Below are 17363 nucleotides of genomic sequence, written 5' to 3'. Positions count from 1 at the left end.
TTTTCTCAGAAAATTTTCGAGTGCGGATTCAATCACCGCCTCCATGAGTCGGTAAAACTGGTTACCAGCCCCGTTGACTCTTGTCGCAACCTCTGGAATCCATAAGAACATAACATGAACATATGATCTCTTCAGGCGTTATGCCGAGGAGACCCAAGCGATGGAGCTGACGTCATGGCGAAGAACGCCTTGGCGCAGGAGACTGTTTTTGCCCTGCGCGAAACGATTGCCCGGTTGGAAGGCAAATCCCTTCCGGCACTGGCCGCCGCCCAGGCAAGCCAAGCCGGACATCCGGCAGGTGGCGACGAGGCCCGGATCAGGACGGGAGTGGATTTCCTGGATGAAGCTTTGGACGGCGGCCTGCCTTGTGGCGGGATCACCGAACTACGCAGTGACGGTCTACGTCATGCAGGCGCTCTGTCCGGCTTTGCCATGGCGCTTGGATGCCTGTTCCAGAGGGCCGAAAATCGCCCGCTGCTGTGGATTTCAGATCGCATGACCGCCAGTGACGCCGGTCTGCCCTACCCGATCGGGTTGAAGCGCTTTGGCCTGTCCATCCACCGGTTCCTGCATGCGGCACCGAACCGGCTGGAAGACGCCCTGTGGCTTGCAGAAGCCGCGCTTTCAAGCGGCATCTTTGCCGCAACCTTTTTTGAAGTGCGCGGAAACCCTGCCCACTTCGGCTTGACCGAAAGCCGACGATTGAGCTTGCGGGCAAAGGCGGCAGGACGTCCGCTTCTGATCTTGCGACATGGGGGAGAGGAAGAGGCATCCAGCGCTCTTTTTCGTTTCCATGTCGAACCTTCCCTCGCCTCCCCTCGTCGCCTGCCAGATGGATCGATGCTTGGCGGCAGCATCGGTTCATCCGTCTTCCATCTAACTTTGGAAAAGAGCCGCAATGCGGCCCCGCTTTCCCTGCATCTGGAGTGGAACCATCATGACCGCCGTCTCATCGCCCTCGACCCGACAGAACGTGCTTTTTCGTTCGAACGGCCGACAGCGCTTTCTGGCGCTTCACTTCCCAAGGCTCTCGACAGACAGGATCCTGCGCCGCCGCTGGGGGCTGTCCTGGCGTTCGACCGGGCGTCCTGAAGACATCATTTTCGTCTGCGCCGGCCGACGGGAAAACGCTATGCGTCTGACCGCACTGGACTCGCATGCTGAAAACATGGGGCTGAAGCGAGGACAGGGACTGGCGGAAGCGCGTGCCATCCATCCTGCTCTTGTCATGGTGGAAGAAGATGAGGCAGCGGACAAGCGCTTTCTGGAAGCCCTCGCGGACTGGTGTGACCGCTACACACCTTTGGTCGCTCTGGAAGGCAGAGATGGCCTGTTCCTGAACATCACCGGCTGCGCCCATCTCTTCGGTGGCGAAGAGGCCATGCTGCGGGAAATCCTGCTGCGACTGGAGCAGATGGGACTGGAGGTCAAAGGCGCAATTTCGTCCGCCCCAGGTCTTTCGTCGGCTGTGGCCCGTTTCGATGCAAGCCAAATTATCGGGGAGGATGAGCATGAACGCGTACTGGCGCCCTTGCCGCTCGCAGCTCTTCGAATCGATGATGCAACGGTGCAAGGGCTCGCCAAGCTTGGCCTGAAGCAGGTTGGCGATCTCCTGGAAGCACCGCGCGCACCCCTGGCACGACGTTTCGGGACACAGCTTCTTCTGCGTCTCGATCAGGCCTTGGGTCTGGATGACGAATCCATATCCCCTCGCCGACCCGTTGCACATCTTTCCGCTGAGAGACGTCTCGCAGAGCCCGTTCAGGCGGAGGACGATATTCTGGAGCTCACCTCACAGGTCGCACAAAGCCTGAAACCCGGACTGGAAGCTCGGGGTGCTGGCGGGCGCGTCTTCGAACTTGTTCTGTTTCGCGTCGATGGCAAGGTCTTTCGGCTGAAGGCGGGTGCCTCTCGGCCCTTGAGGGATGCTGCTCGTATTGCCAAACTCTTTGCAGAGCGGCTCAAGGACGTTCACGATGATCTGGATGCGGGCTTCGGTTTTGAGATCCTGCGGCTGAACGTGCTGCGTCACGAGGCCTTCGACCATGCCCAGAAGGACTTCGAAGGCGAGGATGAAAGGCATTTATCGCTTGCAGATTTCGTGGATCAGGTATCAGCACGGTTTGGCCCCGAGTGTCTTACGACCTACCAATTGCGAGAAAGCCATATGCCGGAACGCGCCATTCTCAGCGTGCCGGCTCTTGGCCATATCTTCAAGCCGGTGCCAATGCCCGAAGCAGCACCGTTGGTAGAAAATGCTCTTTCCGGCAAAGAGCGTCCCTTACGCCTGTTCCGCCATCCAGAGCCACTGGAGGCCTATGCCGTGGATGTGCCGGATGGCCCGCCCATCCGTTTTCGCTGGCGCAGGCTGACCCACAAGGTTTGCCATGCGGAAGGGCCTGAACGCATTGCCGCAGAATGGTGGCTGGACGGTGAGGATGCACCCACTCGGGATTACTTCCGGCTGGAATGCGAGACAGGCCAGCGCTTCTGGGTCTATCGTCAGGGGCTCTACGACCAGATCGCTAATCCAAGCTGGTATATGCACGGCATCTTCGCATGAAACCGCCTGCCCCTGCTTTTTACGAAATCGGCGCTCGCACCAATTTTTCCTTTCTGGAGGGAGCATCCCATACAGAGGAAATGGTTCAGGCTGCGGCGGAGCTTGCAAAGCGAGGAGAGCTTGCAGGCATCGGCATTGCCGACCGCAATTCTGTGGCAGGCGTTGTGCGTGCCCATGCGCAACTACGGGATCTGCCAGAGGATACGGAATTGAAGGTACAGCCGGGTTCGCGGCTTGTCTTCAGCGATGAAACGCCCGATATGCTGGCTTTCCCCATGAACCGGAAAGGATGGGGCAATCTTTGCCGCCTGCTGAGTGCAGGAAATTTGCGTACGGAAAAAGGACGCTGCCTGATCTATCTCGACGATCTTCTGGAATGGGGCGACGAGATGATGCTGGCCATTGTGCCGGATCGCGCCCTATTGGAGGATGCACAAAAAGCCTCTACCTTCCCTGTCCTTCTGGATCGTCTTAAAACCCGCTTCGGCGGTCGGCTCTATATGGCGCTTGCTCCGGATTATGACGGACGGGATGCATTCGCCTTTGCCAGTTTCGCGCAATGGGCAGAGACTGCCCGCATTCCCCTGATCGCCACAAACCAGCCGCTTTACCATCATCCAAAGCGTAGACCGCTATCGGATGTCGTAACAGCCATCCGCGAACATGTCACGGTTCAGGAAGCGGGATTTCGCTTTGCAGCCAATGCAGAACGCTATCTGAAGACCGCGCGTCAACTGGCTGCTGTCTTCCGGCACTATCCGCAGGCAATTTCCAATAGCGTGCGATTTTTTTCACAGCTCACATTTTCACTGCGGGAGTTGAAGCACAACTACCCGGAGGAGAGGATCGATGGCGAGACACCTTGGGAGACATTGCAACGCCTGACCTATGAAGGTGCTCGCGAACGCTTTGGCGGCACCATCCCGCCCAAGGTTGAAAGACAGATACAGGAAGAACTGGCACTGATTCTGGAGAAGAAATATGCGCCCTATTTCCTGACGGTGCGCAATATCATGGAATTCGCCCGCTCTCAGAACATCCTCTGTCAGGGTCGCGGTTCCGCCGCCAATTCCACTGTCTGCTATTGTCTGCGCATTACCGATGTCGACCCAGACCGGAACAAGCTGCTGTTTGCTCGTTTTCTCTCCACCGAACGCGATGAACCGCCGGATATCGATGTGGACTTCGAACATACACGGCGTGAGGAAGTGATCCAGCACATATACAGAACCTATGGCAAGGAGCATGCGGGGCTTGCCGCAGCCGTTACCAGTTACAGGACCAGATCCTCGGGCCGCGAGGTTGCCAAGGCATTTGGCCTTTCGGAGGACGTGCAATCTGCCCTTTCCAGCACCGTCTGGGGCTGGTCGACAGAAGGCCTCTCGGAGCGGGATGCCAAAAACGCAGGGCTTGATGCACAGGATCCCGTGACCAGGCGCGTGCTGGATTACGCCCGGCAACTGATGGATTTCCCTCGTCACCTCACACAGCATGTCGGCGGCTTCGTAATCACCCGCGACCGTCTGGATGAAGTGGTGCCCATCATGCCGACAGCCATGCCGGATCGTTACATGATCGAGTGGAACAAGGACGATCTCGACACACTCGGCATTTTGAAGGTTGATGTTCTGGCGCTCGGCATGCTGACCTGTCTCGCCAAGGCATTTCGACTGCTCAAGAGCCATTACGGGGATCAGCAATCTCTGGCCGATATCCTGAAGATTGAACGCGACGAAGTCTACGACATGATCTGCCGGGCCGACACGCTCGGCGTCTTCCAGATAGAAAGTCGGGCACAGATGAGCATGCTGCCACGCCTGCAACCTCGCAAGTTCTATGATCTTGTGATCGAGGTTGCCATCGTTCGTCCGGGACCAATCCAGGGAGACATGGTTCACCCTTACCTCAAACGGCGGGAAGATGAACGCCACGGACGTGAGATTGAGTATCCGAGCGCTGAATTGAAGGATGTTCTGGAGCGCACTTTGGGTGTGCCACTGTTTCAGGAACAGGCGATGCAGATTGCCATCGTCGCAGCAGAGTTCTCCCCCAGCGAAGCAGACAAACTGCGCCGTGCCATGGCCACCTTCCGCCGCACGGGAACCATTCATCACTTCCGTGACAAGATGGTCAGCAAGATGATCGAGCGTGGCTATGATCCAGGCTTTGCGGAGCGCTGCTTCAGCCAGATCGAAGGCTTTGGCGAATATGGCTTTCCCGAAAGCCATGCCGCGTCCTTTGCGCTTCTGGTGTATACCTCCTGCTGGTTCAAGGCCTTTTATCCGGACGTATTCCTGACCGCCATTCTGAACTCACAGCCCATGGGTTTCTACGCGCCTGCCCAACTGGTGCGCGATGCCCGGGAGCATGGCATTACCGTTCTACCGGTCGATGTCAATTTTTCCGATTGGGACAGCCTTCTGGAAGACGGCAAAGGCTATGACAGGCGCATGCTGAGCCCCCATCACGCAGATATGCGACAGGTCATTCGTTCGAAATACAGCGTCAGGCTAGGTTTTCGGCTGATCAAGGGGCTCCCCGAAAAGGAAATCGTGGAGAAGCTGATGCCGAACCGAGGGTCTGGTTATCGCTCGATCCGGGATCTCTGGCTGCGATCCGGCATGAATCGCGCCAGTATCGAGCGCCTTGCCGAGGCGGATGCATTTCGGTCCATGGGGCTGGATCGCCGCCAGGCTCTCTGGGAAGTTCGCGCACTGGATGCTCGCAATGCCAGCGAAAGTCTGCCACTCTTCGAACATGCCATTCGTGGGGGAACCCTTGAGCGGGATGACCTTCAGCAGGAACCGGAGTTCGAATTGCCGGAAATGCCGCCGGGCGAACAGGTCATTGAGGATTACCGGAGCCTGACCCTCTCCCTGAAAGCGCACCCCCTCACCTTTCTACGAAACGAACTCGTCAAGCGACGCATCATCCACATGCGTGACCTGCTGACAGCACCGAAAAATAGGCGTGCAGAAATCGCAGGGCTGGTCCTCGTCCGGCAAAGACCCGGAACAGCCAAAGTCATATTCATGACTCTGGAAGACGAAACGGGTGTAGCAAATGCCATTATTCGCCCGAAGATTTTCTTACGCTTCCGTTCCGTTGTCATGGCAGCGCGTCTCGTGCGTATTCGAGGCATGCTGCAACGAGAGAGCGGGGTCATTCACGTGATCGCCGATGAGATCGAAGACATGACGCATATGTTAGGTCTGCTGCAGGCAGAGAAGCGACGTTTTGGTCTTTGCGAGCGTGTCGATGAGGTCTTACGCCCAACGGCGGACCATCGTGACCGGCCACGCAGACCCATGCCCGAGGCTCTTTCAACGGTCAAAGGAGAAGCTTCCCCTCAACATCCCAATGCCGAGGTCCTGCCCAAAGGACGCAATTTTCATTGAAGTCGAGCCGCAGACAGCAATCCAGTCTCCCAAGAAAGAGAGCAAATGCCTCTCCAGCTATTTTTTCTTGACATTGAACATCCGCTTTATAAAAGAGGATATCGAATGTCATGTTTGATGGCTGAAACATCATGCTCGTCTGCAGTTGCAATTACATCACCGATCGGGAAATAAGGGACGTGATCAACGCTCTCCTCGATGAGGACTGTTGGCAGCTTATCGTTCCTGCAAAGGTCTATCATGCCATGCAGAAGCGCGGCCGGTGCTGCGGATGTTTTCCTAACGTTGTTGATTTGATTATCCGCACAACCGAAGAATATCATGCTGCTCGCCACTCGACGGAAGCAGAGGTGATCGATTATATGTCTCGCTTGAAACAATTCCACGAGGAAAACAGGAGAGCGGACATTGAAAGGCGACAAAAGAGTCATCGAGCGGCTTAATGAGGCCCTCTTTCTAGAACTAGGCGCTGTAAATCAGTATTGGCTACATTATCGCCTCTTGGAAGACTGGGGCTATACAAAACTCGCCAAGAAAGAACGCGCTGAGTCGATTGAAGAAATGCAGCACGCTGACAAGCTGGTTGCTCGCATTATCTTCCTTGAGGGTCATCCGAATCTGCAAACACTTGCTCCGCTTCGTATTGGCCAGAACGTTCGCGAAGTTCTGGAGGCAGATCTTGCCGGTGAATACGATGCGCGTACCGCCTACAAGGCATCGCGCGATATCTGTCACGAAGCTGGCGACTATGTTTCCATGAAGCTTTTCGAGGAACTGCTGATTGATGAGGAAGGTCATATCGACTTCCTCGAAACGCAGCTTGAGCTTCTCGGCAAGATTGGCGAAGAAAAGTATGGTCTGCTGAACGCAGAGTCTGCGGACGCTGCCGAATAATATTGTGTAGCTTCACGATTTTCAGAAAGCCGGGCGTGAACAAACGTCCGGCTTTTAATATCCTAGTCCCAAAACTGCCGCGCCCGTAATCACTCCCGCTTCCAGATCACGATGCGCTGCTACTGCATCCATAAGGTCCTAAAGCGCGGCGCACCTTATTGGATTCAGTAGAGCCGCGCTTTCGATCTTTTCTTGCCGCATGTACGTTCGGGACAGCGTATTCAGCATTCCCGCTTCAATCTTTTCCAACACCGCCATGACGGCTCGTGGGTAAACCGCCTCATCAGCAGTAAAAGCCATGACACTCGGTCGTGAAAACGCGTTAGATCGAAGCGCACTGAGCGGAACAGCAGGCATCGCACCGGCGACTTGGCCAATACGTAAAGGCTTGGCTCGTTATGCATAACGGTCTTAAAAATTCAGGTCCCGTAGGGCTGTTGTTGACCATTTGCGGTAGTCTGTCGGTTGAAGATTATCAACCTTTTCTTCCTGCCAAATCACTAAACGCTGCGACGACTTGCACATAGGCCGCCCGCTTGAAGGGCACGATCAGATCGGGCAGCTCATTCATAGGCTTCCAGTCCCAGGCATCGAACTCCTGATGCTGCCCCTCAGGTGGATGCTCAATGTTGATTTCGGATTCATTGCCTTCGAAGCGGAATGCAAACCACTTCTGCTTCTGACCGCGAAATTTCCCCTTGAGCCCTATCCCGATCAGATGAGCGGGAAGGTCATAGTAGATCCAATCCTGCGCCTCTTTCAGCAGGGAGACCGAACGGATCCCGGTTTCTTCGAAAAGTTCACGATAGGCAGCTTTCAGATGGTCCTCGCCCTTATCAATACCCCCTTGCGGCATCTGCCAGAGCTGTGGCGAACCGTCGGACTCGCTATTGTCTTCAGACAACCTGCGGCCAACCCACACAAGCCCCTCACGATTCAGCACCATGACACCGACGCAGGGCCGGTACGGAAGCTCGTCCGGTGACACTTGCTTCTTGCTCATAAGAGCTCCTTCTTATTCGGACTTATTTGACACGAGGGAGGCAACGCCCACGATCTCGATACCACGCCCTTGTGCCTCTTTGGCCCATTCCGCCACCGCATCGATTGTCTCATCGAAAGCGGAGCCCATACCGATGGCTGTCCCCTTCCGTTGAGCGACGCGCTCCAGTTCATCCAGTTTCCGGAGAATGGCTTGCCGATCCAACTGCCCGTCAATGGTGATGTCGGCAAAGGCATACGGGGCGTCCAAGGGTTTGGCCACCTTTTCCGTAACGGTCCGGGCGGAAGACCCGTCATCCAGAAATAGAAGGCCTCTCTTTGCCGTGTCGCGCAAAACCGGCTCCACGGCAGAAGGGTTGGAGAGATAGCCTGCGCCCAGATAATTGACGATCCCAGTGTAATTCGTGATCTTGCCCATGGCTTCGTGGAGCCTGTTGAGATTGGCTTTGATGCCGTCCGCCGTGACGAGGGTCAGAGGACCGGGATCATTAGCCGGGTAATCAATGGGCTCCATGGGAATTTGTATCAGAAGCTCATGCCCTTTGCGGCGCGCCTCCTGCATCCAGCGCTGCAGACTATTGCCGGAAGCTGCGAATGCAAAGGTTATCTCACCAGGCAGATCTTCAATGGCTCGCTGTGTCCCTGTCTGACTGAGCCCGAGCCCACCGATCACGATCGCAATCCGCGTGCCCCGCGCACCGGACCATGGCCGGGCATATTGCTCCATCGGACGAAGACCATCGTGGCCCTTGACGGGCAGTTTTCCGAACGGACTATCCTCGAGCAAATCCTCATTCGGCAAGGTCGCCATCCGAGGATCCTGACCGAAGCGCTGGGCATTGATAATGAGAGGCCCCTCACCCGGCCTCGAACGAGGCGTGATCTTGGTGACGATCGAACCGTCATCCATAAGATTACGTTCAATGTTGGCGCCCGCTTGCCCGTTTGCCTGAAGCTGTTTTTGATCAGGCCGCTGCGCCGGGGGGGGCGGCTCGACAGGAGGAACCGCGACAGTCACCTCCGTGGCCGGAGCCTGCTCCAACTTTTGCGCTCGCATGGCATAAAAAGATAGACCAAGGAGGCCGCTTCCGAACACGACCGCAACAAACACTCCCGTCAGGCCGCCGGATCTGGAACGGCCAGGCTTCTTTTTGTTCTGCCCGAGAGGAGCGCGAAGTTCTGTCCCCACCGGATCGTTCCGCCTTGACACTATGCTTGGAAGAAAGAGCCACCCTCCAGCATGCCTGAGGGTGGCTTGATGTGATTAAGGCTTGGCCGGAGCCGGTGCCGGCTTGGTTTCTGCGGGTTTTGCATCCGCAGGCTTCGCCTGAGCAGCCTTCTGCTGCTGCGGTGGGAAGGATGGGTCCGACTTGTTCCCTCGCAAAAGATCGAGCGCATAGGTCAGTTGCACGTCATCCTTGGCTTCTGGCGGAACGTAAGCCGCCGAACCGGAGCCCTCGTCAGTCTCGTTCTGACCCTGGATATGGCCCGGCAGGCTCGATTCACCCTCTGTGCGCAACTTGCCCTGCAGTTCCGCAGGCAGAGGCTGATCGACCTTGATGTCCGGCTGAATGCCCGTACCCTGAATCGACTTGCCCGAGGGCGTGTAATAGAGCGCCGTCGTCAAACGAAGTGCACCGGCTTCACCCATCGGGATGATCGTCTGGACAGAGCCCTTGCCGAAGGACCGGGTACCGACCACCGTCGCCCGTTTCAGATCCTGAAGAGCACCGGCCACGATTTCGGACGCTGAGGCAGAACCGCCATTGACGAGCACGATAACCGGCTTGCCATCTGTCAGATCGCCCGGACCAGCATTGAAGCGGCGGGTTTCCTCGGGATTGCGCCCGCGCGTGGAAACCACTTCGCCACGCTCCAGGAAGGCATCGGAGACATTGATCGCCTGATCGAGGAGACCGCCAGGATTCAAGCGAAGGTCAAGCACGTAGCCCTTAAGCTGATCGGCAGGAACCTGCGCCTTGATCTTCTTGATGGCCTTCTCGAGATCGTCATAGGTCTTTTCGGTAAAGGAGATCACACGCAGATATCCGACATTACCACCTTCGATGCGCGACTTGACAGCCTGTACGGCGATGATGTCACGAACGACAGTCAGTTCAATCGGCTTGTCCGCGCCCTTGCGCAGGATCGTCAGCTTGATCGGCGTGTTAACCGGACCGCGCATCTTCTGCACGGCATCTTCCAGCTTCAGGCCGCGAACAGGCTTTCCGTCAATTTCGGAAATGAAGTCACCGGCGAGAACGCCGGCCTTTGCGGCAGGCGTGTCATCGATAGGCGTGATCACCTTGACCAGCTCATTTTCCATGGTGACTTCGATACCCAAGCCACCGAATTCGCCCTTGGTCTGGACGCGCATATCAGCCGCATCCTTGGCATTCATGTAGCTGGAATGCGGATCGAGCGACGACAACATCCCGTTGATCGCATTCTCCACCAGCTTCTGCTCGTCCGGCGGCGTCACATACTGAGCACGCACGCGCTCGAAAACATCGCCAAAAATAGATAGCTCACGATAGGTCGAAGACCCTGCGGCCTGGGCAGGCACGCCAGCAGAGTAGACGACGCTCATGGCCGTGGCGCCGAGCAGCGCCCCGACGATGACAAGTGAAGCCCTACGAATCATTTCGTGCCCTTCCAGTTTCTTTAACGGCCCACCACGGCTTCGAATCGATCGGGTTGCCGTCCTTTCGGAATTCAATGTAAAGCGTCGGTCGATCCGTTTCCAGCGCCAACGCAGTTGCGCTTGCCACTCTTTTCTCACCCATTGTGGCAATGGGCTCACCAGAGAATACGAACATTCCTGGTTGAACGTTCACTTTGTCCATTCCAGTCATGACGAGGTGGTAGCCCTCGCCCGCATTCAGGATAATCATCTGACCATAACTGCGGAAGGCTCCGGCGAAAACCACCGTTCCATCGGCTGGGGCTGTTACCACAGCACCGGCGCTGGAGGCGAGTGTCAATCCACGGGCTGGATGGCCCGTACCATCGGGGTCACCAAACGACCGGAGCAGATCACCCTCAACCGGATAAGCAAGTTTCGCCTTGAGGCTGGCGAAGGGATATGCCGGGGCAATGCGGTTTTTGTCGGGCACGCCGTTTTCAGCGAGCTGACGTGCCCTCTCGCGTTCTTCCGCCGTCAGTTGCTTCTGCCGCTCTTCCTCACGCCGCGCGCGTTCCATGGCAAGGCGAACCGATGAGATTTCGCTCTCGAGCGACTGGATAAGCCCCTCGAGATTGGTCGCTTTTCCCGCAAGTTCCTGGGCTTTACGTCTTTCCTCGGCAAGGCTGGCAGATTTGACAGCATTCTGCTTGGCATTCTCCTCTAGCAGCAACGATATCCGTCGATCCTCCTCAAGGCCAGCCTGAATGGCAGCACTGGCCTTGCCACGCTCATTCGCCACGTCACGTTGAACATCGGCCAGGCCTTGCAAATCGGCCATAAGCTTTTCCGCCTGAACCCGCATGCCAGGCACTACCGCGCCCAGAAGAATAGCGCTGCGCACCGAGCCGAGAGCATCTTCGGGAGAAACGAGCAGAGCAGGGGGCGGATTGCGTCCCATGCGCTCGAGCGCACCTAAAACTTCAGCGAGCACGCTACGTCGCTCTCTCAGCGATGAGCGAATGGTCTCCTGCTTTATCTTGAGGTCGGTAAGCCTCTTTTCGCTGGTCTGAACCTTTGCCTCATACTCTTTGCGACGCGCCGCAGCGTCGATAAGAGCCTGCCGGAGGGATGCACTCGTCTTGTCCAGATCGGCAATCGCAGCTTCGATCGATCGAGCCGTATCTGTCGACACTGACATGGTCTTCGACAGGGCCTCCAGCTCGGAACGAGTCTGATCGCGCTTCGACTGCAGGACATCGATTGGCGAGGGCGAAGCAGCAGGCACGACGGACGGAGAAGGAGAAGCCTGCTGGGCAACGGCAACGCCCGCATTGCCACAGGCCATCAGAATGGCCGTGCCCAGCGAGATTGTCACTCGAGATGTCGCTTGCCTCGCCAGCATCTGTACCCGTCAAAAGATCAATCCGCCAAAACTAGACTGATTTGGTAAATAGAACCAGAAACAAGATCGTGTTCTTGTTGGTCAGACGCGGTGATAGGGATGGCCGGAAAGAATGGTCACGGCACGATAAAGCTGTTCCGCCACCAGGATGCGCACCAATTGATGCGGCCACGTCATCGTACCGAGATTGATGATCGCATCTGCACGATCGTAGAGAGCAGGGTCCAGTCCATCCGCCCCACCGATCGCCAACAGCATTTCGCGTTTTCCCTGATCCCGAAACTTCCCGAGAAGGTTCGCGAAAGTGGGACTGTCGAGCGATTTCCCCCGCTCATCGAGAAGGACAAGCACCACGCCTTCGCTCAGGCTCTTTTCAAGAAGCCCAGCCTCTTCCCGTTTACGGGTTTCCGCGCCAGATGCGCGGCTCTCGTTGACCTCTATCACACGACCGAGTTCCAGGCTGACCCCGGGACCAGCCTTGGCAAAACGGTCGAGATATCGCGCCGCAAGTTCCTTTTCAGGGCCAGACTTCAGTCGCCCGACCGCAAAGAGGCCAATCTTCATGGATTCTATCCGTTCAACGCCGACCAATGTTCCACCTTTCACGCCTGGAGACGCGACAACGGGATCACTTCATCGGCAGCGACCGGATCTCAATCCATTGTCGCTTAGTGGAGTGTTTCTTCCTCGTCCGGAGCAGCCCACATCTTTTCGATGTTGTAGAACTCCCGGATTTCAGGCCGGAACACATGGACGATCACATCGCCGGTGTCAATCAACACCCAATCGCCTGCCTCAAGCCCTTCGACACGCGCGGGGCCAAAGCCCTCGTCCTTCAGGTCGCGGAGCAAGTGGTCGGCGATTGCCGAGACATGCCGGTTCGATCGCCCGGTGACGACGACCATGTAGTCGCCAAGCGCAGACTTTCCAGCAATGTTGATGGAGACGATATCTTCGGCTTTGGAGTCCTCAACGCTGGTGAGGACCAGTTCAAGAGCGCGGGCGGCAGCATCGGCGCCACGTTCCAGGCTCTTCGGAGGAACGCGAGACGTTCTTCCCTTAGCATGTACTGTTGTCAGGGTTTTTCCTTTCCTCAATGACAGAACAGGCACATCCGCGAATCCGTTTCGACGGGATCCGCACTATGAAGGTGGCACTGAATGGTTAATCTTTCAAGGCATCAGTTTCCTGGCGTACCTTGACGGATAGCTGTCGAACTGAGGCTTGATCGAGGCCCATGGATAAAGGTCCAGCGGGGCGGCGTTCTGCGTGCCAGAATCCCTGCGTCTGATTCATCGATACGCGAGTGGCTGAGTGCCCTGGCAGCGGGCGACGACAGAAAAGACAAGGTAGCGCCCGGCCGGTCTATGACAGCGATCGGCAGACTTGCAGCAATGTGCCGCCACCTCTGCCATCGATGGAACGTCTTGAGACTATCTGCCCCCATGATCCAGACGAAGTGAACCCCCGGATTGCGCGACAGAACGTACTCGATGGTTTGAGCCGTGAAACCGGTTTTAAGACGTTCCTCGAAGGCGGTCACGCGTATGCGGTGGTTTCGCGTCAGCTCCTCGCTGAGACGGATCCGCTCCCCGAGAGGTAGGAGGATCGAACGGCTCTTCAGGGGGTTGCCCGGCGTTACCATCCACCACAGCTGATCGAGCCGCAATTGCTTCAGGGCAATTTCCGCAACAAGCCTGTGACCCTCATGCGCAGGGTTGAAAGAACCTCCAAACAGCCCGACCACCATGCCGCGCTCCACGTGCGGCATGGCGAGATAGGGCGTGAGGTGGGGGGACTCGACCACCAGATCAGGGCCGTGTCTGACCGGTGCCGTGCACGCGATATTTGAAGGAAGTCAGTTGCTCCACGCCTACTGGGCCGCGGGCATGCATCTTGCCTGTGGCGATGCCGATCTCGCCGCCCATGCCGAATTCACCACCATCAGCGAACTGCGTCGAGGCATTGTGCAATAGGATGGCCGAATCAATCTCGTTGAAGAAGCGCGCAACAACCTGCGGATCTTCAGCAATCACAGCTTCCGTATGGTTGGACGAATAAGAGTTGATGTGCTCGATTGCGCCATCGATTCCGTCCACCAGCTTCACGGATATGATGGCTTCGAGATACTCAGTCCGCCAGTCTTCCTCCGTGGCAGCCTTCAGTCCCTCAACCCGAGCGCGCACTTCCTCCGAACCGCGTATCTCGCAGCCCTTTTCAGCAAGAGCCGCAAGGATCGGCTGGAGATGGGTCAATGCGACCGCACGGTCGATCAACAGGGTTTCAGCCGCACCACAAATGCCGGTGCGACGCATCTTGGCATTCACCACCACATTGACGGCCATGGAGAGGTCGGCGGAGGCATCCACATAGATATGGCAGAGACCTTCGAGATGCGCAAAAACTGGCACGCGCGCTTCCGACTGCACACGCGCCACCAGGCTTTTACCGCCGCGCGGTACGATCACATCCACGGCACCGTTCAAGCCAGAGAGCAATGCACCAACAGCAGAACGATCCGCAACCGCGACCAGTTGAATGGCGTCTTCAGGCAGACCCGCTTCCTGCAGACCTTTCAAAAGACAGCGATGGATCGCCAACGATGAATTCAGCGAATCGGACCCGCCTCGCAGGATCACGGCATTGCCTGCCTTGAGACATAACGCACCGGCATCGGCTGTCACATTCGGACGGCTTTCATAGATGACGCCGATCACACCAAGCGGTGTGCGCACACGCTCGATCTTCAGACCGTTCGGACGCTCCCATGCTGCAATAATGCTACCGACCGGATCAGGCAAAGCCGCGATGGCGCGTAAGGCTTCCGCCATATCTGCTATGCGCCTTTCGGTAAGTGTCAGGCGGTCGATGAACGAGGGCTGCAAGCCCTTGTCAGCAACCGAGGCCAGATCTTTGGCATTCGCGTCCAATATCACTTCAGTCGACGCGCTGATGGCATCAGCAGCAGCGTTCAGGGCTTTGTTCTTCTGGTCGGTGGAGGCGACGGCCAGTTTACGGGCAGCCTGTTTCGCCCGCTCGCCCATTGCCAGCATCAGCGCCTCGATCTCGCTCGATTGCACCTTATCAAGCATTGGCAACATCCTCCCGTACGGCTTCATTCTCATTGGCAATCATGCCGGTGATAACGAGATCATCCCGGTGCACCATGGCTGCACGACCGGCATAGCCCAGGATCTCTTCGATCTCTCCGGACTTGCGGCCGGCAATCTGGCGCGCCTCATCAGCATCATAACTCACCAGGCCACGCGCAATTTCGCGACCCGAAGCGCCGATCACCGCCACCGTATCGCCACGACTGAATTGACCACCGACGGACCGGACCCCGGCAGGCAGCAGGCTCTTGCCGGATGCGAGCGCCTTTTCAGCGCCGGCATCCACCGTCAATTCGCCAGCTGGCTGAAGCTGCCCCGCGATCCAGGTCTTGCGGGCCGTAACCGGCGTTCCAGACGGCGCAAAAAACGACGAGCGAGCGCCATCTTCAATGGCTTTCAAGGGATGCTCCGCCTTGCCGGACGCGATAATCATGCCGCACCCCGCACCTGTCGCAATCTTGCCCGCATCGATCTTCGTACGCATTCCACCGCGTGACAGTTCCGAAGCTGCACCACCGGCCATAGCCTCGATTTCTGCGGTGATAGCCGGAATGACGGGGAGGAACTGAGCATTAGGGTCGAGATGTGGCGGCGCCGTGTAGAGGCCATCGATATCAGAAAGAAGAATTAACAGGTCTGCGCCCGTCATGGTCGCCACGCGCGCCGCAAGGCGGTCATTATCGCCATAGCGGATCTCGGAAGTCGCAACCGTATCGTTCTCATTGATGATCGGCACCGAACCCAGCTTTAACAGCTGATTGATTGTCGCACGCGCATTGAGGTAGCGGCGGCGCTCTTCCGTGTCACCGAGCGTAAGCAGGATTTGGCCGGCGATGATCTCATCTCGCGACAGGCTTTCCGACCAGGCGCGCGCCAGCGCAATCTGGCCCACGGCGGCAGCCGCTTGGCTTTCCTCAAGCTTCAGCGCACCGGAGGGCAGCTTCAACACTGTACGCCCCAGCGCAATAGCGCCGGAAGAAACGACGAGAACATCGATATTCTGTGCCCGGAGGGCTGCGATATCGGCGCAAACCGAATCCAGCCATTCCTTCTTGAGCCCCGTTTTGCGGTCAACAAGCAAAGCAGAGCCGATCTTGATGACGATGCGGCGATGTTTTCCAATCGGTTTACGCTGCAGGCTCATCTCAAGCCTCATCTTCATCTGCATCGAAATCATCGGAAGCTTGCTGGCTACGATCTGGAAGAGCTGTCTCCCCTGCCGATTCAACGATCACATCCCGCAGCGCGCGCAGCGCTTCTGTAATGCCCATATGCGCGGCGGCAGAAAGAAGAAGCGGAGGCTTGCCACAAGCTTTCTGCAATTCCTTCGCCTTCTTCTTCACCTCGGCCTGATCCAGCACGTCGATCTGCGAGAGGGCTACGATTTCCGGCTTGTCCTCCAGGCCACCGCCATAGGCGTTCAACTCGTGCTTCACGGTTTTGTAGGCCTGACCGACATTTTCTTCCTGCGCCGACACCAGATGCAGAAGAACGCGCGTCCGCTCCACATGGCCGAGGAAGCGATCACCAAGACCGACGCCTTCATGGGCGCCATCGATCAAACCGGGAATGTCGGCAAGGATAAACTCGCGTCCATCAATGGTCGCGACGCCGAGGTTGGGGTGAAGCGTCGTGAAAGGATAGTTGGCAATCTTTGGCCGTGCACGAGTGACCGTCGCCAGAAACGTAGACTTGCCCGCATTGGGCAGCCCGACCAGACCGGCATCAGCAATCAGCTTGAGGCGGAGCCATACTGTCTTTTCTTGACCGGGCAGACCGGGATTTGCCCAATCCGGTGCCTGATTGGTTGAGGATTTGAAATAAGCGTTGCCGAAACCGCCATTCCCGCCTGCGGCAAGGCGGAAGCGCTGCCCCTCCGTGACCATATCGATGATCAGGGTTTCATTGTCTTCCTCGAAGATCTGCGTTCCGACCGGGACCTTCAAAGTAACACTGGCGCCATTGGCGCCGGTCCGGTTGCGGCCCATGCCGTGAATGCCGGTTCCTGCCTTGTAGTGCTGCTGGAAACGGTAATCGATCAGCGTGTTGAGGCCGTTGACCGCCTCGACCCATACGTCTCCACCGCGACCGCCATCACCGCCGTCCGGGCCACCAAACTCGACGAACTTCTCACGCCGGAAGGAAACTGCACCTGCGCCACCATCGCCGGAGCGGATAAAGACTTTTGCTTCGTCGAGGAACTTCATGATGTTTTGAGCCGTCTTCTCGGAGTTGAATGGGTATGCAGGAAAATGTGCTGTTTTCGTTATCGCCGCTTGGCGGTCAGGTCAAAGCCTATCGCGCCTTAAGCCGGAATTGCACCCGGCGAGATACCTATTTTGTCTCGCCGGGTCGATTTATCGCT

The 17363-nt window shown here is 57.2% G+C and carries 15 protein-coding genes; 5 read left to right on the top strand and 10 right to left on the bottom strand.

The window, feature by feature from the left end; genetic code table 11:
• The first annotated feature begins 174 nt into the window (after positions 1 to 174).
• The 5 genes from E8M78_RS23735 (at position 175) to bfr (ending at position 6855) form a co-directional block, all read left to right on the top strand.
• Positions 175 to 1092 (top strand): hypothetical protein, encoded by a 918-nt coding sequence (locus tag E8M78_RS23735; protein ID WP_246658208.1) that lies wholly within the window; start codon positions 175 to 177, stop codon positions 1090 to 1092.
• Positions 974 to 2563, top strand: coding sequence for a DNA polymerase Y family protein (locus tag E8M78_RS03145; RefSeq protein WP_281405049.1), 1590 nt, complete (start codon positions 974 to 976; stop codon positions 2561 to 2563). Before E8M78_RS23735 ends, E8M78_RS03145 begins: the two co-directional genes overlap by 119 nt.
• The gene (locus E8M78_RS03140) at positions 2560 to 5961 is read left to right on the top strand and encodes an error-prone DNA polymerase (protein ID WP_137133677.1); all 3402 of its coding nucleotides are present in this window, start codon (positions 2560 to 2562) and stop codon (positions 5959 to 5961) included. The genes E8M78_RS03145 and E8M78_RS03140 overlap by 4 nt, the downstream gene beginning before the upstream one ends.
• A 131-nt stretch (positions 5962 to 6092) precedes the next feature.
• Entirely contained in the window at positions 6093 to 6404 is a 312-nt protein-coding gene (locus E8M78_RS03135; protein ID WP_137133676.1) for a (2Fe-2S)-binding protein, read from the top strand.
• A complete protein-coding gene (gene bfr / locus E8M78_RS03130) occupies positions 6370 to 6855 on the top strand; it encodes a bacterioferritin (protein ID WP_062557243.1) in 486 nt (161 codons plus the stop codon). The genes E8M78_RS03135 and bfr overlap by 35 nt, the downstream gene beginning before the upstream one ends.
• A 475-nt stretch (positions 6856 to 7330) precedes the next feature.
• Here the strand turns inward: bfr and E8M78_RS03125 are convergent, their stop codons facing one another.
• The 10 genes from E8M78_RS03125 to obgE all read right to left on the bottom strand — a co-directional run bounded on the left by E8M78_RS03125 (position 7331) and on the right by obgE (position 17205).
• Positions 7331 to 7858 (bottom strand): RNA pyrophosphohydrolase, encoded by a 528-nt coding sequence (locus tag E8M78_RS03125; protein ID WP_170973304.1) that lies wholly within the window; start codon positions 7856 to 7858, stop codon positions 7331 to 7333.
• Positions 7859 to 7870: 12 nt separating this feature from the next.
• Positions 7871 to 9046, bottom strand: a complete 1176-nt coding sequence (locus tag E8M78_RS03120) for a divergent polysaccharide deacetylase family protein (RefSeq protein WP_170973303.1) — start codon at positions 9044 to 9046, stop codon at positions 7871 to 7873.
• Between the two features lie 75 nt (positions 9047 to 9121).
• Positions 9122 to 10501 carry a S41 family peptidase gene (locus E8M78_RS03115; RefSeq protein WP_137133675.1) on the bottom strand — a complete coding sequence of 460 codons (1380 nt, stop codon included), beginning with the start codon at positions 10499 to 10501 and terminating at the stop codon, positions 9122 to 9124.
• A complete protein-coding gene (locus E8M78_RS03110) occupies positions 10491 to 11828 on the bottom strand; it encodes a murein hydrolase activator EnvC (RefSeq protein WP_246658209.1) in 1338 nt (445 codons plus the stop codon). The genes E8M78_RS03115 and E8M78_RS03110 overlap by 11 nt, the downstream gene beginning before the upstream one ends.
• 138 nt (positions 11829 to 11966) lie before the next feature.
• Entirely contained in the window at positions 11967 to 12449 is a 483-nt protein-coding gene (rlmH, locus tag E8M78_RS03105; protein WP_137133673.1) for a 23S rRNA (pseudouridine(1915)-N(3))-methyltransferase RlmH, read from the bottom strand.
• Positions 12450 to 12553: 104 nt separating this feature from the next.
• Positions 12554 to 12997, bottom strand: coding sequence for a ribosome silencing factor (gene rsfS / locus E8M78_RS03100; RefSeq protein WP_137133672.1), 444 nt, complete (start codon positions 12995 to 12997; stop codon positions 12554 to 12556).
• Positions 12998 to 13065: 68 nt separating this feature from the next.
• Complete coding sequence (locus tag E8M78_RS03095; protein WP_137133692.1) at positions 13066 to 13656, bottom strand: nicotinate-nucleotide adenylyltransferase; 591 nt, start codon at positions 13654 to 13656, stop codon at positions 13066 to 13068.
• Positions 13657 to 13696: 40 nt separating this feature from the next.
• A complete protein-coding gene (locus E8M78_RS03090; protein ID WP_170973302.1) occupies positions 13697 to 14977 on the bottom strand; it encodes a glutamate-5-semialdehyde dehydrogenase in 1281 nt (426 codons plus the stop codon).
• Entirely contained in the window at positions 14970 to 16142 is a 1173-nt protein-coding gene (gene proB, locus E8M78_RS03085) for a glutamate 5-kinase (protein WP_137133671.1), read from the bottom strand. The genes E8M78_RS03090 and proB overlap by 8 nt, the downstream gene beginning before the upstream one ends.
• Position 16143: 1 nt before the next feature.
• A complete protein-coding gene (gene obgE, locus E8M78_RS03080; RefSeq protein WP_137133670.1) occupies positions 16144 to 17205 on the bottom strand; it encodes a GTPase ObgE in 1062 nt (353 codons plus the stop codon).
• Between the last annotated feature and the right edge of the window lie 158 nt (positions 17206 to 17363).

The sequence above is a fragment of the Rhizobium sp. FKY42 genome (genome assembly GCF_005222835.1).
Taxonomy (GTDB): domain Bacteria; phylum Pseudomonadota; class Alphaproteobacteria; order Rhizobiales; family Rhizobiaceae; genus Neorhizobium.
This window is presented reverse-complemented; position numbering and strand designations above follow the sequence as displayed.

What these genes read in the sequence shown, in the direction of transcription:
- E8M78_RS23735 (WP_246658208.1), top strand. Translation starts at nt 175, where the DNA reads ATGGCGAAGAACGCCTTGGCGCAGGAGACTGTTTTTGCCCTGCGCGAA.
- E8M78_RS03140 (WP_137133677.1), top strand. Translation starts at nt 2,560, where the DNA reads ATGAAACCGCCTGCCCCTGCTTTTTACGAAATCGGCGCTCGCACCAAT.
- E8M78_RS03135 (WP_137133676.1), top strand. Translation starts at nt 6,093, where the DNA reads ATGCTCGTCTGCAGTTGCAATTACATCACCGATCGGGAAATAAGGGAC.
- E8M78_RS03125 (WP_170973304.1), bottom strand. Translation starts at nt 7,858, where the DNA reads ATGAGCAAGAAGCAAGTGTCACCGGACGAGCTTCCGTACCGGCCCTGC.
- E8M78_RS03115 (WP_137133675.1), bottom strand. Translation starts at nt 10,501, where the DNA reads ATGATTCGTAGGGCTTCACTTGTCATCGTCGGGGCGCTGCTCGGCGCC.
- E8M78_RS03110 (WP_246658209.1), bottom strand. Translation starts at nt 11,828, where the DNA reads ATGGCCTGTGGCAATGCGGGCGTTGCCGTTGCCCAGCAGGCTTCTCCT.
- rlmH (WP_137133673.1), bottom strand. Translation starts at nt 12,449, where the DNA reads ATGAAGATTGGCCTCTTTGCGGTCGGGCGACTGAAGTCTGGCCCTGAA.
- E8M78_RS03095 (WP_137133692.1), bottom strand. Translation starts at nt 13,656, where the DNA reads ATGCCGCACGTGGAGCGCGGCATGGTGGTCGGGCTGTTTGGAGGTTCT.
- E8M78_RS03090 (WP_170973302.1), bottom strand. Translation starts at nt 14,977, where the DNA reads ATGCTTGATAAGGTGCAATCGAGCGAGATCGAGGCGCTGATGCTGGCA.
- proB (WP_137133671.1), bottom strand. Translation starts at nt 16,142, where the DNA reads ATGAGCCTGCAGCGTAAACCGATTGGAAAACATCGCCGCATCGTCATC.
- obgE (WP_137133670.1), bottom strand. Translation starts at nt 17,205, where the DNA reads ATGAAGTTCCTCGACGAAGCAAAAGTCTTTATCCGCTCCGGCGATGGT.